The organism is Guptibacillus spartinae, from assembly GCF_028610625.1.
GTDB classification, from domain to species: domain Bacteria; phylum Bacillota; class Bacilli; order Bacillales; family Guptibacillaceae; genus Guptibacillus; species Guptibacillus spartinae.
The window spans coordinates 44,794-60,124 of sequence record NZ_JAQQWU010000001.1 but is presented as its reverse complement, the minus strand read 5'-3'; the positions used below and the strand labels follow the sequence as shown (position 1 = coordinate 60,124).

The following is a 15,331-nucleotide window of genomic DNA, read 5'->3' as shown; positions in this document are numbered from 1 at the left end:
ACCCTGCTAAAGACTCAACCACCGTTTTTCCGTTTCACACGACGGGGAAACGGTGGTTTTTATTATGTTAGACATCATTTAGAGGAGTGAATCACATGGGTGAAACAAAGCATCAAGGACCAATTAAAGCAACTAAAAAACCGCAGCCAAAGCATTGGGTAAGCCCCATCCCTTTTGGCTTAGGAAAAGTAAAACCTCAGCATTTCCGTGATACTGCCAAAATCGCCTGGGAAAACCGAGACAATATTGGATATGCGACGCGAATTTTAACACAGGGCGTTTGCGATGGATGTGCACTAGGGGTTTCAGGATTATACGATCAAACATTAAAAGGACCTCACGTCTGTACAACAAGGCTCAATGTACTAAGACTGAACACAATGCCTGCGATTAATGAAGGTATTTTACATTCTGATATGAACGAACTTCGTCAATACAGCAGTACCGAGCTCAGGAAATTAGGGCGCATCCCTTATCCGTTAATTCGTCGTAAAGGCGAGAATCGGTTTTCTCGTCTAACTTGGGACGATGCACTGGACCTGATCGCCAATAAGATGAAAAAGCTTGATCCGAAGCAGTACGCTTTTTATTTAACATCACGAGGTATTACAAATGAATCCTATTACGTTGCAGCAAAAGTCGCTCGATTCCTTGGCACAAATCATATTGATAATGCGTCACGTATTTGTCATTCACCGAGTAAAACCGCTTTAAAACGTTCAATCGGTGTCGGTGCGTCTACAGTGAACTATCAAGACTGGTTTGGAACGGACGTATTAATGTTCTGGGGAAGTGTCGCATCGAATAGTTCCCCTGTCTCCACAAAATACATGCTTGAAGCGAAAAAAAGAGGCACGAAAATCATTATGGTCAATCCTTATAAAGAGCCTGCCATGGATAAATATTGGATTCCTTCTAACGGCGAATCGGCTTTATTTGGAACGAAATTAGCGGACGACTTTTACCAAGTAAACGTTGGTGGAGATATTGCCTTTATGCACGGCATAATGAAACATTGGTTCGATATGGAAGAAGAGGAACATAGCTCAGCCATTAACCACGCATTTGTTCAAGAGCATGTGAATGGGTATGAAGAGTTAAAATCAAGCGTTCAACTTCAATCATGGGAGGAGATCGTTCGCTTTTCTGGCATAGCAGAAGAGCGCATCATTGAACTCTCTCTTCTTTTAGCTAAAAGCAAAAGTGCTGTTTTTGCATGGGCGCTTGGTTTAACCATGCATTCCTTTGCGACAGATAACATTTCCCAAGTCGCTAATCTCGCTCTACTCCGAGGTTTTCTTGGAAAGAAAAATAGTGGCCTCATGCCTTTCCGCGGCCACTCGTCTGTGCAAGGTTCAGGAGAAATGGGCGCCGATCCGTTTGTATTACCTGGGGGCGGGTTTGACGCCAACAGCATTCGACGCATGGAACAAGTATGGGGATTTGAGCTACCAAAATGGCAAGGGGATATCGTTGGTGTGACCTTAGAAAACATCGTCCTTCCAGAAGATCACGAGCGAAAGATTAAGCTTTATTACTTATCAGGTGGAAACTTCCTCGAAACGATGCCTGATCCTGATTTTATCGAAAAAGCCCTGTCGGAGTTAGAGGTACGCGTTCATCAGGATATTATTCTGAACACCTCTACTCTGGTCGATGCGAAAGAAGCAGTCATTGTGCTACCCGCTCGAACTAGATATGAACAAGAAGGTGGTGGCACCTCTACTTCAACCGAGCGAATGGTTTACTTTTCGCCCGAAATAGAAGGAAATCAAAATCAAGTGGAAGAAGCGCGTTCAGAATGGAAAATCTATCTTGACCTTGCTAAGCGCGTTAAGCCAGAGAAAGCCCACTTTATTGACTTCAAAACGGGACAGGATATTCGTAATGAAATAGCGATTGCCAATCGTGATTATGACGGTGTTCAACATTTATCGGAGAAAGGTGACGTCTTTCAATGGGGTGGCGCCTGGTTATGTGAAGGCGGTATCTGCCCAACTCCAGATGGAAAAGGAAATCTTGTTCCTGTTGAGATTCCGGATCTTGGGAAAAAAGATGGTCAGTTTATTGTCACCTCAAGACGCGGAAAGCAATTTAACTCAATGGTTTATAAAGAAACCGATCCTTTCAACAAAGCAGAGCGATACGATGTACTGATCAATGCCGATGATGCAAGCAGACTAAGCATCACGGAAGGGGAAGGAATCGTCGTTTACAATGGATTTGGTGTTTTTCAAGGAAGAGCGAAGTTTGTGGATATCGCAAGTGGAAATCTTGAGGTGCATTTTCCTGAAGGAAACTTCCTCTTACCAAGAGGTCGGTATGAAAAATACGCCGGCATCCCCGATTACAACATTACGGTAACCGTTGAAAAAGCGGATCGCTTTAACGCTAGAAAAGATGTGCAATACCAGGAGAAAGTAATCGAAGATCTGGAAGTGAATGCACCAGTCTGATTGGCGCATTCAAACAACACCCCTATCGTTAGTTGCGATAGGGGTGTTTGATGTGCACTTCAATCATGAAAATTGTTTCTAAAAGGTGGAAATAGGCTATGTTAAACACTAAACAACTTATTCAGGAGTAGGAGTCGTCTATGAAATATCAATCGCTGTATCGGATTAGTGTCATCGTTTGGATGTCCGTTAAGTTCTTTCTTCAACTAGAACGGTTCCGTAGAAAAAGCAAACATTCCTGGGACCAGGAACGCTGGCAGAAGTTATTAAAAAAACAAGCGAGAGAATACAAGGAAAAAGCGATTCGTCTTGAGGGATTACTCGTAAAACTTGGTCAATTTCTTGCAACGAGAGCTGACATTCTTCCAAAAGTTTTTCTGGAAGAAATTGAAGATCTTGTGGATCGCGTTCCTTCTTTCCCCTGGGAAAAAGCCAAACATATTCTTGAAAAAGAATGGTCAGCTGATTATAAGGATGTCATTGATCAACTATCGGATCGTCCAGTCGCCTCGGCCTCTATTGGGCAAGTTTACCGAGCAACATTAACATCTGGAGAAGATGTGGCAATTAAAATACGTCGACCAAACATTCGCAAGATTATTCGAGCTGATTTCCAAGCTCTTCGCATCGTATTCTGGCTCATGGATACATTTACGTCATACGGTAAGCAGCTTGATTTAAGCAGGTTATATGATGAAGTTCGTCATGTGATTGAAGATGAACTTGATTTTAAGAAAGAATTGAACAATGGGCTTCACTTTAAGGAGCGCTACAGTGATCATCCAGGCTATCGGGTACCAAATTACGTGCCAGAATGGTCAACGAAAAAAGTACTCGTCATGGAATGGATGGAAGGCGCACGCATCACAAACCTTTCTTATATTGATGAGAAGAAACTTGATCGGAAAGAACTGGCCCGTAAGCTGTTAAAAGGGTATCTTGAACAGCTTCTTCAAGAAGGTCAGTTTCACGCTGATCCTCACTCTGGTAATCTTCTTATACAAGAAGACGGCACAATTGTTTTCATCGATTTTGGGATGGTTGGACACATTGAAGCAAAAGATGCTCTGTCCATTCGAAAGCTCATCACAGGAATTGTGCTTAGTCAGTATACTGAAGTTACTGAGGCGCTTGACGAATTGCGCTTCCTTCTTCCTAATTCAGATAAAAGACAGATCGAGAAAGCCATTCAAACGCTCGTTACCTTATTTATTGAACAGGATCTAACGATGATGGATGAAGATACGGCAGAGCAAGTATTAAAAGAAGTTCAAACACTCGTCAATAAGCAACCCATCCAATTACCGAGTGAATTCGCATTTCTCGGACGAGCCATTTCCACTATTGTCGGTATTCTTTATACGTTAGATCCTGAAATTGATTTAATCGAAGAAGGCAAGCCGATCGTTCAAGAATGGATCAATCGCGAAGAAGAGGCTGACCATCGCTATGACCCGAAAAAGCTTCTTAAGCAGCTTTATGCTAGAATCTCATCCATCGAGAATCCGCTTGATCGACTATCAGATGAATTTCAAGACCATCGACAATGGAAGGAAAGCTTAAAACAACGTGAAGTTCAATCAAAAAGCATGCTCTGGAATAAACATTATGCGTTTATCCTCTTTTGCTTCAGTTTCATTGGGTTCTTTATAAGTCTAGCTCTTGACATGCACTCCCTCATCCTCCCTACTAGCATAACTGGAGGCATTTCTTTTATTATCATTTTTTTCATCGTTGCTATGGAAAAACGACTATGGAACAAAAAGGAGAAATCATAATGGATCATTCTAAAGTAATGAAGGAGACAACTGAAAAGCTAGGTGGAAAAGAGGTCAAAATAGAAGGTCTTCAAAACGGCTATCGCATTACAGTAAAAGAAAACGAGGAAAAATTAAAGCAAAATCGCCGGGTAGGTGGTGCGTTTATTAACCTTTTAAAACAACTTGAAAAAGCGGGCTACCGATTACCCTTTCCTTTTTCTTGGATCTTACGTTTTTGGAATCGGTATTCGAAACCGTAAACAGGAGCACCCTCTCATTTTTTATTTCCACACTCGCACCTTATTGATACAATGAAAAAATAAGGGAAAGGCCTTAGTGAAAGAAATGACAAGTAGGAAAGGATGTTGATCGTGGAAAAATCTCAGGCTGCTGCTCTCATTACAAAGGTAAGAGAGGAATCCCCTCTCATTCATAATATAACAAATACTGTCGTGACGAACTTTACAGCGAACGGCTTACTAGCTGCCGGAGCAAGTCCAGTCATGGCTTATGCAAAAGAAGAAGTGGCTGATATGGTGAAAATTTCTGGCGCACTTGTTTTAAATATCGGTACCTTAACGAAGGATCTGGTAGATGCAATGATTATTGCTGGAAAAGCGGCAAATGAAATGCACATCCCCGTGATTCTCGATCCTGTTGGAGCTGGTGCTACTCCTTATCGCACATCAACAGCTCGGCGACTTCTTAAAGAAGTGGACGTGCAGTATCTACGAGGAAACGCCGCAGAAATTGCAAATATTGCAGGAAAACAGTGGACAATTAAAGGGGTAGATGCCACGGAAGGAGAAGGAAACACCGAATTTCTTGCAAAAAAAGCAGCTAAGATGTTCGGCTGTACGGTGATCGTTACCGGTGCAATCGATGTGATTTCTAATGGAGATGCAACCCTTAAGCTTGGCAATGGCCACCCAATCTTAACGAAAGTAACTGGCACTGGCTGTCTCCTCTCCTCTCTTCTCGGCGCTTTTGCAGCAGTTGAAGAAGACCCAATGCTTGCTGCATATGGTGCGCTTGCTTTTTATGGGGTCGCAAGTGAAAAAGCGGCAGATCATATTGAAAATCGTCCGGGAGATTTTCAAATTGCCCTTTTAAATCAACTTTCTCTTATAACCTCAAAGGACATAGAGGAAACCATTCACCTAGTCTCATAAATGTAGAGGAGCGCAACTTCAGTTGCGCTCCTCTTTCTTATAACGATCTAGATCACCTTATTCTACAGTGTTTAACCGCGGGCTATAAAATAGATATCCTCTACACCTTTAAACGTATAAACAACTTTCTCAAGCAACGGATGAAAGTAGACAATTAGATAATCTCCGCTTCGGTCGATGATTCGTTTACCCGATTGGTAGACCGGATAATCTTGCATGGTGCATGATTCTACTTCGATTTCGGAAGTGATCCACTCTATCACTTTTGCTTCATCATCCATCGCTTCCCCCTTGAGACATTACTTATCTATGAATAGTAGCAGCAACGCTTAATGCTGTTTGACGCATTCAACTTAAGCGCTCATATCATGTATTGATGTCTCTCCCACTCTTCCACATTCTAAGCCTTCCTAAACACAAAGGAAAACCTGAAGCGCGTGCGCTTCAGGTTTCACCTTAAAATAAGAGACCAAGGATCCCCGCCAAAATACCTAGCACAATGGCAAGGATAAACCAGATTAATGCAAGGACAATGATCAACCAACCGATGCCTTTTCTACCAGTTTGAATAAAATAGATACCAAGAACGATCGGACCGAAAATCAAGCCGAGAATCGCCCAGAAAAAAGAGCTTTTATCACGTTTCTTCGCATCTACAAATAAATAAATGGCAATAACAATATTAAGAATTAATCCAAATGAAAGTTCCACTCGCTCACCTCGTTTCTATTCTAAAAAAATGTTTCCCTAAAGTCCCTTTTTTTAAACAAGGTCTTTCTCTAGATTAATCGTTAACGTATCGAACGCAAACGAAATCTTTTTATCATACTGAAACGTGTCTTCCACTATTTTTAGATCGTCATAGCTCAATTGATCAGGTTCTTCAAGATGTGTTAAATACACTTCTTTCACCTGGAGTTTCTCAATGATCGCCAGTGTTTGACGGAATGTCGCTTCTTCTTTCAAAACAGGGTGATCGGGACTAATCTGTCTCTCTCCTGTTAAAGGGTGAAATTCGCAAATGCCAGTCGGCAATATCGCAAGATCTAAATCACCAAGCTCTGGTGGCTCCCAACCATAAAGTTCATCCGGAGCAATCAAAACACGCTTACCGTCCCCTTCAAATAAAAAAGCATAGACATAGTCCTCTGATAAACGAAAAGGTGTAATCGTCACATCATTAATGGTGACTTTTTGACCATCTTTCAGCTTATGTAGCGCTATGTAATCTTGACTTTCAAAGAAAGCGAGATGCTCCCCTGTACCTAATCTGGATTGAAAATCAATTGCCACTTGCTCAGGCAAATAAACGTCCGTCGTTGTCCCTTTTGGAGGATAGTTGCACCAATCCGCATTCACTGATTCTAGCACACGCCTTCCCATCACATGATCCGGATGCCAGTGGGAATAAAATACACCGTCAATCGTAGAAATTTGCGATCGGTTTAGTTGCATATAGCTATCTTCAGGCGTATCAATGAGCACATTTGGCCCATGAACAAAAACACTCGGACCTGATCGACTGTATGGAACGCCTTTCTTTCTCGCTTCAATGCAAACAGCACATTGACAAAGTGGGCGGGGAATGGCCATCGCGCCACCGGTACCAAGAAACTCAATTTTCATTTACCTTCTCCTCTCTTCAATTTGGTATTCTTTTCCTTCGCTTCATTCTATCATTTTCATTCGATTGAAAAAGGAATTTTTAAAAAATTCGTCACAAAAAAGACAGTTTAGTTAGAAAATAGGAGGGAAAAACGATCATAGATAAAAAAAGAAGGAGGATGTTTCATTATGTCAGAGCAACAAACTGAAACAGCTTATCAGCTACCACGAATTGGTTCACTTGCCCCTGACTTTACGGCAAACACTACACACGGTCAGCTTTCCCTAAATGATTATAAAGGAAAATGGTTTGTGTTGTTTTCCCATCCAGCTGACTTCACGCCGGTATGCACAACAGAATTTGTCGCATTTCAAGAAATCTATCCTGAATTACGAAAGCTCGATGTAGAGCTAATCGGTCTAAGTGTTGATAGCGTTTCTTCCCATCTCGCATGGGTTCGTAATATCGAGAAAAATTTTGATACCGAAATTGAATTTCCAGTTATCGCTGATCTAGATCGAAAAGTGGCTACACGCTATGGGATGATTATGCCAGAAGAAAGTCAAACAGAAACGAGCCGTGCTGTTTTCGTTGTGGATGATAAACAGGTTGTGCGAGCTGTTATCTACTATCCTCTTACGACAGGACGTAATATGAAGGAAATTATGCGGCTAGTAAAGGCACTGAAAACAACGGATGAACATGGTGCGCCAACACCTGCGAATTGGGAGCCTGGAGACAAAGTACTCGTTTCTCCTCCTAAAACACAAGAGGATATGAAAAAACGCGAGAACGAAGACGGTCTTGAATGTATTGACTGGTATTTATGTAAACAAGAACTCAATCAATAACTGCTTGAAAGAACCGGCCACATGACCGGTTCTTTTTCTGTTAGTCATGTATAAATGCCTCAGCGTCGGGATAAGAGGTGAAAATAAGCCCTCACTAGTTCTTTTGGATTATTTTCCAAATTGCACTTTGCTAGATTAAGATTATAATAGAGAAGTAAGCGGATTAGTTCGACGGAGGTAATAGTATGAAAAAGGAAGAGAACAAGCTTCCAAATGCAACCATCAAGCGGCTTCCACTCTACCTTTCTTATTTAAAAAGCGTGAAGAAATCTGGTCAAAAATCGATTTCCTCCGTAGAGATAGGAAACGCGCTTAATTATAAATCCGATCTTGTGAGAAGAGATTTCTCTAAGATAAAAGCCCCAGGACGTAAAGGGGCAGGATATGAAGTCAAAAAACTTGTGAATCATCTTCACCTGATCGTAAACGAGAATACTGAGCCAGAAGCGGCTTTGATTGGCGCTGGTCGCCTGGGGACTGCGCTTCTCCACTACAATCATTTAAGAAAATCGTCTCCAAAAATAAAAATGGTTTTTGATAACAATCCAAAATTAGTTGGTAAAACGATTGCCGGTGTTCCAGTCTATCATATTGATGAAATGAATGATCGCTTAACCGCTAGTGTAACCGTAGCAATCCTGGCGATTCCTGCTGCTTCGGCGCAGATGATTTCTGAAAAACTATCCGAAACCGGTATTCTTGGCATTATGAACTTTTCTTCTGCCTATCTTAAACTTCCGGCTAACGTCCATCTTCAGCAAATTGATTTAGCCAGAGAGCTTGATACCCTCTCATTTCTCATTCATTTCTTTTAACGTTTTAAACAAAAAACCCCTCACCAAAATTCATGAGCGAATTTTGGATGCAGGGGTTTTCTTTGTGTTCTTCTTATGCAATTTTGCGGATTCATAACCGCTATCAAAAAGAACGCCATTCGCTGTACCAGTCTTCTCAATGACTTCTTTGACATCGTTGGTATTTAACGCCTCAGCTATTTTCAGGAAAATTTGAGCAGAAGCTCTTGCATCATCTAGTGCATGGTGATGGTCGAGTTGGATACCAAGATAATCGGAGACTACATTTAATTTATACTTTGGTAGCGTCCACGTCTTTTTTGATAGATTCACCGTACAATTATAAGCCAGCATCGGATAAGGCAGGTTATACTGATCAAGAACTGCTCGTAGTACGCTCATATCAAACTGGGCATTATGAGCAATCAAAAATTTCCCCTCCACTAGATCTCGAATTTCCTCTTTCCAAAGAACATCAAATTCCGGCTCATTCGCTACATCCTCTTTTGTAATCCCGTGAATGCTCACGTTGATCCCTGAAAAGACATTTTGTTTCGGTTTGACCAAACGGTAATATTCTCGAACAAGTTGACCATGTTCATATTCTACAAGGCCAATCGAACATACACTTCCTCTTGACGAGTTGGCGGTTTCAAAATCTAATGCGACAAAATTCATATCGAAGCTCCTTTATGATTCAGTACCTACATCTTAAAAGGTTACAATTCATTCGTCTAGCTATTTGATTCATCCCCTGTCAAACGTATAAAACCTTCCCCACTGCCAATACTGAACAACACGCTATGAAGGAGAGGTAAAAGCATGAATTCAATCGAAACTGCGTTACATATTTTTATTTTTTTGTGATGATGCCATCTATTTTTATCTCCTTAGTCGAATACCTAAAGGTGGCACCTTGTATGAATATGTTCTTCATCCGATTTTCTATATAAAATATGAAAAATAATAGCCAAAGACAGTAAGCAAGCCTACCGCACAAAAGATCAACGTTCCAATAAAAAATGGATGCATCGAACCGAACTTATGTACCTCGATTTCACCTGAGTGAATACCTCTATGAAACTTCCCAACAGTCCGACTAGCATTCTCTTGATAGGGTCTAAAATAAGCAGGTAACCAGATCATTGCAAGTAGCAATAGACTTGCCACAAACAAAGAATCAATAATAGACCATGCAATCACTTTCGCTAAAAGTAGCACAAGTCCTGCTTCAAAGAGAACTGTTCCTATTGTTATAACAATTATCTGCTCTTGCACACAAAGTCTATTTAATATGTGCTTTTCAACAAAAGAAGACACCTTGCTAAAGACGAACGCAAAAACAACGGCCATAACTAGGAAGCAAAAGCTTGCGAGAAATTTCACTATCAAACCAATTCACATCCTTCATAAGAGACTCTTCTTAAAGGTTACGAATTGGCCTAAGTAAAGTTCCGTTTTCTTCCAAAAGAATCAGCCGTGCTTTTCCTAGTCTACTCCAGCCTCTATTTACCTGCTTTAAGAATCATTGTGGTTGGAAATTTTCTCGCTTTATAAAGAGAATAGTAACGATCAGATGACGCGCACTCTTTTCCACTATATTCCTCGCCTACATCACTTTCAATCATTTCATCAATGGTAAAACCAGCCTGAATTAACTCATTAATATAAGTGGCCATTTTCCGCTTATGAATCCCCATCGATACGCCTTCTCCTTTAAAATCTTCAAACGTATGGAGACCTTCCTTTTGATAAGAACCGTTTAGCTTGATCTCCCCATTCTCACTTTTTAAATGTACATAGAGAGGATGGTCCCAGCTAAAAATAAAGCTTCCTCCCTTCTTTAAGTAAGAATAAATTAGTTCAAATGTACTTTTCAGATCCGTCGTCCACCCAATCGCATAGATCGAATAAACGTAATCGAAATAATTTTTCGGTAGATGGATCTCTTGTTCCATTGGCGCACAATATAAGTTAGCTGATAAACCAGCTAGCGTATTTTCAGCGATCCTTCTTTGTTCTTCAGACAAATCGACTCCCCAAAGTTCAGATGCTCCCCTATTCGCCATATAGCGAAGCGAATGGCCACTACCATAGCCGATTTCAAGGACTTTTGCATTTTCCACTTCACTAAAGAGGTGTAGTTCGTCTTCTGTTTGTGCATAAGGACCATAAGCAGGAAGTGCGTCTATGCCATTAAAATGATGCGCCACTTTATCCCAGCTCTTTTTATTTTCGTTTAAAATTGTCTTTTTCATCACTTTCTCCCCCTCAACTCCATTCAATTCAAGAGCATCAGAGCGAAATCCTTTTTACCTTATGAATAATGAGATGAGTATACAAAAAAAGTGGACAGGCGAATGCCTGTCCACTTCAAAACCTTTATCCAGCTTTCACTGCTCTTTTGATTGATGTTTTCTTTCTCGTTAATCGATCAACAAGACCCGATAAGGCGCCATCACCTGTTACGTTGCAGGCTGTGCCGAAGCTATCTTGGGCGAGATACAACGCGATCATAAGAGAGATCATCGTTGAATCAAATCCTAGCATCGTTTCTAGTAACCCAATCGCAGCCATTACAGCCCCACCCGGTACGCCAGGTGCCGCAATCATCGTCACACCTAGCATCAGGATAAATGGAATGATTGATGCAAAAGTTGGATCTTGTCCATTTAGCATCATCACCGCCATCGCACAAGATACGATGGTAATGGTACTTCCTGAAAGATGAATGGTTGCGAGAAGCGGTACGCTAAAATCCGCAATTTTCTCACGTACACCATTCTTTTTCGTTTGTCTTAACGTTACAGGAATCGTTGAAGCAGAAGACTGTGTACCAAGAGCTGTAAAATACGCCGGCATCATCCCTTTTAGAAGCTTAAACGGATTCCGTGAAGTAGCGGCACCAGTTACGCTATATTGTATCAATAGCATTGTCAGGTGAAGAAGGATAATCATGACGAATACTTTTGCGAAGACGCTTAAGATCGTTTGAACTTGCCCAGCGCTTGTCATGTTCGCAAAGATACCAAGAATATGAAGCGGTAGTAAAGGAATAATGACGAAGCTAATCACTTTCTCCACAATTGTGCGAAACTCACCCATCACGCCTTTTAACATGGTTCCCTTCATCGCTGCCATGCCAAGACCGAGTGTAAACGCCAGAACGAGTGCTGTCATTACACCCATAATTGGCGGAATTTCAACTTCAAAAAACGGTTTTAACAATGACTCTTCTGGGTTTGCCATTTCTGATGCAGCTCCACCGGTTTCAAGAAAGAACGGATAAAGATTTCTTGCCGCAAAGAACGCAAGCAAACCAGCAAGAAACGTAGAAAGATAGGCAACCGATGTTGTAATTCCGATTAACTTTCCTGCGCCTTTTCCGATCTCACCGATTCCAGGTGCAATAAACCCGATAATGATTAATGGAATCGCAAAACCGAGGAAATTCCCAAAAATCCCGTTGAATGTCGCAAATAGTCGCACGATCCAGTCTGGGAGAAAAGCGCCGATTACGATACCAAGTGCAATAGCAATAAGAATACGTGGTAATAGTCCAATCTTCTTCATAGTGTCCTCCATACAAAAACATTTGTCCATCTGGGGTGTAATATATGTGTACTTTACTAAAAAACGGGTGATCCTGCAAGACAAATTCATTAGAAATTCAAAAGAAACTTTTGTTAATCGGACCACGTTCAAAAAAAGGCACAAGCATTACGGTAGCCCGTAAGATGCTTGCGCCAGCTGGTTTCATTCTTATTTAAAATGTGTTCGGCATCAACCGATCATTAATCGCTTCCTGTTACAAAATCATCTTCTTTCATTGATGCAAGAATGTGCCCGCCTGTCACGCGATCATTCTCTTTCACATGAAGTTCAGAAATTTCTCCGCTTACTCCTAGCGTAATTTTCTCAATATTGCCCTGTCCGTTTCGAATGACAAACATAGGCTCCCACTCATAAACTCGGGAGGAATGATTGACAAAGATCTTTTCAATAACACCCTCACATGGACAGACCACTGAACGATTCATGATTTCTTTCCCCTTTCTAGCATGTAATGGTTCCTCATTGGAACAGTTTGTTCTCTATACTTCCATGATATGTTTCGCCTGTTTTTCTATGATGCTAAACAGATGATTTCTTAAACCTTGCGTCCATTTTACCTGCTTTTTTATTTTTGACAACCCCTTGATTTTTAAGCAATCTGCTCAAGGCTCTTAAGCTTCATCGTTTATGCTTTGCTGCGATAACATTGTTGGGTTGTCCATCATGATAATCGTCAGAAGTAGGGTCGGTAAAATTAAAATGTGTGTCATCGATGCTTTTGTTGAAAGGTACTTTACTTAACTGAAGATTAAAATTGCGTAAACGCTCTCATCGATAGCCCGTTACCCAAATCATTCTGTATGATCAAAGTTCTCTCGACAATCTTTCGTTTTCCATGTTACTTCTACCCGTACAGCTAAAAATATTTCAACATAATAAGAAAGAATTCAATGAACGGCTTATCTTTTTTTATCATACGTATGGATTGTCCAGTTTGCAGATCCTTTATTGCCATCCATCTCCCAGCCTCGTTTTTTTAATGAACGGCCAAGGTAGCGATTAAAAAAGCCGTGCCCGACCAGAGCGACAGTACCATATGTGATCGCGTGATTCTCTAATTGTTCCGCTGCCACTGCTGCTCGTTTCTTCGCTTGCTTTCGAGTTTCAGCCTGTTTTGAAAAACCAATTAGCCAAAGGGAACGATAAAGGACTGTCCAGATACGGGGAGTGAGCTTAAGAAAGTTCACGTGGAAATGAGGAAGATCCAGTTCTCGGTAGAGGGGATCGCTTTGTATGGTATCCGCTGTTTTCGCGGAATCGATGGCACGTTTTAAGTCACTAGTTAAAACAAGTGTGGACTCGCTCAAAGCGAGTTGTACATCAGCAGGGGCTAAATCACAGATTCCTTCCTCCCCGTATTTTCTCACCCATTCACGATAATTCTGACTTGTTAAACGTTTTGAAAAATCACATGCAGATTTCCCATGACGAATCAGTTTAATTTTCACTGGCATTCTCCTTTATGTTAGCTGTTAAGCATCTTCATTCATTTTTTTAACCGTTTCCTTATCAATTTCCTTGCGGATTAATTTTACTAATTCATCATATTCGGCGTACTCTTTTCCATAAGTAAGGTTAAACTCATAATCAAAGCCTGGTGGATTCGTGCCCTGTGTATGCTGAATGATCGTCTCCATTTTATCAAGTGCTTTTACAAAGCGGGCTTCTTTCGTTTTTCCACGATTATACTCCTGACATAGAGAAAGTATGGAGGCTTTTTCTCTCTCCTCAAGCGAAGAAGTAAGACGCTGTACAGCCTCTTCCTCTTTTTTGATCTTTTCTTGTTGATCTACAGGAATAGTTGCAGACACATCGCCGTCATAAGCTTCACCAAGGTCGTGCACCAGACACATAGACAGAACACGATAGCGATCGAGTTCAGGGAATTCGTCACTTAGGGCAAAAGCAAACATCGCGAGACGCCAGGAATGTTCTGCCACACTCTCGCGCCTTCCGCTTCTCATGTATGCCGTCCGGGTTGTCTCTTTTAAACGTTCTAATTCTTTAATAAAGGTTATCATATGAAAAGCGTTCATTCTGTTAGTCCTCCTCTTTCAATAACCTTGAAACCTTCATGTTGATGCACCTTTTACAAAAGTGGCGCTCATTGTACTTTATATGTAGGAGAACCTGTTTTCGTCCCAACTCCCGTTGTTTTTCCATCATCGACTAAAGAAGTTTCTCTTCATTCAAACAACGTTTCGATTAAGGATGGATTCAAATAAAAACGTTTAGCACTACTTCTTTTTTTACTGATATTTCCTTTAGTATAATTGTTTTTTATTCATAGGAAAAGGCAGCGGGCAATACCACTCGGTACCATACGCTGCCATTTACTTTTAATACGATCGATCATCTTCCTATGTAGGTATAACAAATGCACCTTTTTTCTTATCGTTTGATTAGATATATCCAAACAGTAGCAACAGGGTGATGGAGATCACAACTGATAAAGGAAGTGCAAGGGTTTTGTTGGAATGATGGAGACGTATCATTGGAAACATAACCATAATAAATAGGAGTGACAATATAAGGTTCCACCCGTTATGATAGGAAATCACATGGAAGATCGAAGCAAACCATTCGATCACCCAAAACCCAAAGATCCATTTTAGATTATAAAAAAGCTTTTTTCCCTGTGTGGGGTAATTCGACAAGTAGAGTAAAACAACGATCGGATTGACGACAAGATTGTGAAGTAAATGAACATTGAATTTGCTTAGCATAGCTGTTTCTTTAAATTCCCAAAGATGAAATTCTTTATAAGCAATAAGTTCATATACCGATGCTGCTAACGCAATATAGAGCATCTCCGGATAATATTTTTCCCAACTTCTCCAATCGCTTTTCAAAAAAACAGCAATGATTAGGGTAGTGGCAAGTACAATATTCATTGTATTCTCCTATTTGCTAGCATTGTTTGCTTCTAGAAGCACGTCCTTTTTTTCAAAGTCATCTCTCCGCGCCTTGACATTTTACATAATTATACAAAATAGTATACGTAGTTTGCGAGTCAATATTCATGAATGGTGCCTGTCACCACCCGTAATATGTCAAAGTATGTCGATCCATTAGTC

General features: G+C 40.8%; 17 protein-coding genes. 6 read left to right on the top strand and 11 right to left on the bottom strand.

Features of this window, described 5'->3' with window-relative positions; all coding sequences use genetic code 11:
- Positions 1-95: 95 nt before the first annotated feature.
- From PQ511_RS00320 to thiM, 4 genes are all read left to right on the top strand, one after another.
- Complete coding sequence (locus PQ511_RS00320) at positions 96-2,456, top strand: FdhF/YdeP family oxidoreductase (protein WP_273849932.1); 2,361 nt, start codon at positions 96-98, stop codon at positions 2,454-2,456.
- 140 nt (positions 2,457-2,596) lie between these two features.
- Positions 2,597-4,234 carry an ABC1 kinase family protein gene (locus tag PQ511_RS00315; RefSeq protein WP_273849931.1) on the top strand — a complete coding sequence of 546 codons (1,638 nt, stop codon included), beginning with the start codon at positions 2,597-2,599 and terminating at the stop codon, positions 4,232-4,234.
- Positions 4,234-4,476 carry a hypothetical protein gene (locus PQ511_RS00310; protein WP_273849930.1) on the top strand — a complete coding sequence of 81 codons (243 nt, stop codon included), beginning with the start codon at positions 4,234-4,236 and terminating at the stop codon, positions 4,474-4,476. Before PQ511_RS00315 ends, PQ511_RS00310 begins: the two co-directional genes overlap by 1 nt.
- Positions 4,477-4,587: 111 nt before the next feature.
- Positions 4,588-5,388 carry a hydroxyethylthiazole kinase gene (gene thiM / locus PQ511_RS00305; RefSeq protein ID WP_273849929.1) on the top strand — a complete coding sequence of 267 codons (801 nt, stop codon included), beginning with the start codon at positions 4,588-4,590 and terminating at the stop codon, positions 5,386-5,388.
- Between the two features lie 71 nt (positions 5,389-5,459).
- On the opposite strand, the gene PQ511_RS00300 is transcribed toward thiM, so the two are convergent.
- From PQ511_RS00300 to PQ511_RS00290, 3 genes are all read right to left on the bottom strand, one after another.
- Positions 5,460-5,669, bottom strand: a complete 210-nt coding sequence (locus PQ511_RS00300; protein ID WP_273849928.1) for a hypothetical protein — start codon at positions 5,667-5,669, stop codon at positions 5,460-5,462.
- Between the two features lie 175 nt (positions 5,670-5,844).
- Entirely contained in the window at positions 5,845-6,099 is a 255-nt protein-coding gene (locus PQ511_RS00295) for a hypothetical protein (RefSeq protein WP_273849927.1), read from the bottom strand.
- Positions 6,100-6,150: 51 nt separating this feature from the next.
- On the bottom strand, positions 6,151-7,014 hold the full coding sequence (locus tag PQ511_RS00290; protein ID WP_273849926.1) for an MBL fold metallo-hydrolase: 864 nt from the start codon (positions 7,012-7,014) through the stop codon (positions 6,151-6,153).
- Positions 7,015-7,182: 168 nt separating this feature from the next.
- On the opposite strand from PQ511_RS00290, the gene PQ511_RS00285 reads away from it, so the two are divergent.
- Together PQ511_RS00285 and PQ511_RS00280 are read left to right on the top strand one after the other, a co-directional pair.
- Positions 7,183-7,845, top strand: coding sequence for a peroxiredoxin (locus PQ511_RS00285; protein ID WP_273849925.1), 663 nt, complete (start codon positions 7,183-7,185; stop codon positions 7,843-7,845).
- A 185-nt stretch (positions 7,846-8,030) separates the two neighbouring features.
- Positions 8,031-8,660, top strand: a complete 630-nt coding sequence (locus PQ511_RS00280) for a redox-sensing transcriptional repressor Rex (RefSeq protein ID WP_273849924.1) — start codon at positions 8,031-8,033, stop codon at positions 8,658-8,660.
- A 30-nt stretch (positions 8,661-8,690) separates the two neighbouring features.
- Here PQ511_RS00280 and PQ511_RS00275 read toward each other — a convergent pair whose 3' ends face one another.
- The 8 genes from PQ511_RS00275 to PQ511_RS00240 form a co-directional block, all read right to left on the bottom strand.
- Positions 8,691-9,317, bottom strand: coding sequence for a 3'-5' exonuclease (locus tag PQ511_RS00275; RefSeq protein WP_273849923.1), 627 nt, complete (start codon positions 9,315-9,317; stop codon positions 8,691-8,693).
- Between the two features lie 267 nt (positions 9,318-9,584).
- A complete protein-coding gene (locus PQ511_RS00270) occupies positions 9,585-10,031 on the bottom strand; it encodes a hypothetical protein (protein WP_273849922.1) in 447 nt (148 codons plus the stop codon).
- Positions 10,032-10,144: 113 nt separating this feature from the next.
- Positions 10,145-10,897 carry a class I SAM-dependent methyltransferase gene (locus tag PQ511_RS00265; RefSeq protein ID WP_273849921.1) on the bottom strand — a complete coding sequence of 251 codons (753 nt, stop codon included), beginning with the start codon at positions 10,895-10,897 and terminating at the stop codon, positions 10,145-10,147.
- 124 nt (positions 10,898-11,021) lie between these two features.
- Complete coding sequence (locus tag PQ511_RS00260; protein ID WP_273849920.1) at positions 11,022-12,212, bottom strand: dicarboxylate/amino acid:cation symporter; 1,191 nt, start codon at positions 12,210-12,212, stop codon at positions 11,022-11,024.
- Positions 12,213-12,433: 221 nt separating this feature from the next.
- Positions 12,434-12,679 carry a biotin/lipoyl attachment domain-containing protein gene (locus PQ511_RS00255; protein WP_224595639.1) on the bottom strand — a complete coding sequence of 82 codons (246 nt, stop codon included), beginning with the start codon at positions 12,677-12,679 and terminating at the stop codon, positions 12,434-12,436.
- A 474-nt stretch (positions 12,680-13,153) separates the two neighbouring features.
- A complete protein-coding gene (locus PQ511_RS00250; protein ID WP_273849919.1) occupies positions 13,154-13,702 on the bottom strand; it encodes a phosphoglycerate mutase family protein in 549 nt (182 codons plus the stop codon).
- A 24-nt stretch (positions 13,703-13,726) separates the two neighbouring features.
- Positions 13,727-14,290, bottom strand: coding sequence for an HD domain-containing protein (locus tag PQ511_RS00245; protein ID WP_273849918.1), 564 nt, complete (start codon positions 14,288-14,290; stop codon positions 13,727-13,729).
- A 366-nt stretch (positions 14,291-14,656) separates the two neighbouring features.
- Positions 14,657-15,148, bottom strand: a complete 492-nt coding sequence (locus PQ511_RS00240; protein WP_273849917.1) for a CBO0543 family protein — start codon at positions 15,146-15,148, stop codon at positions 14,657-14,659.
- Between the last annotated feature and the right edge of the window lie 183 nt (positions 15,149-15,331).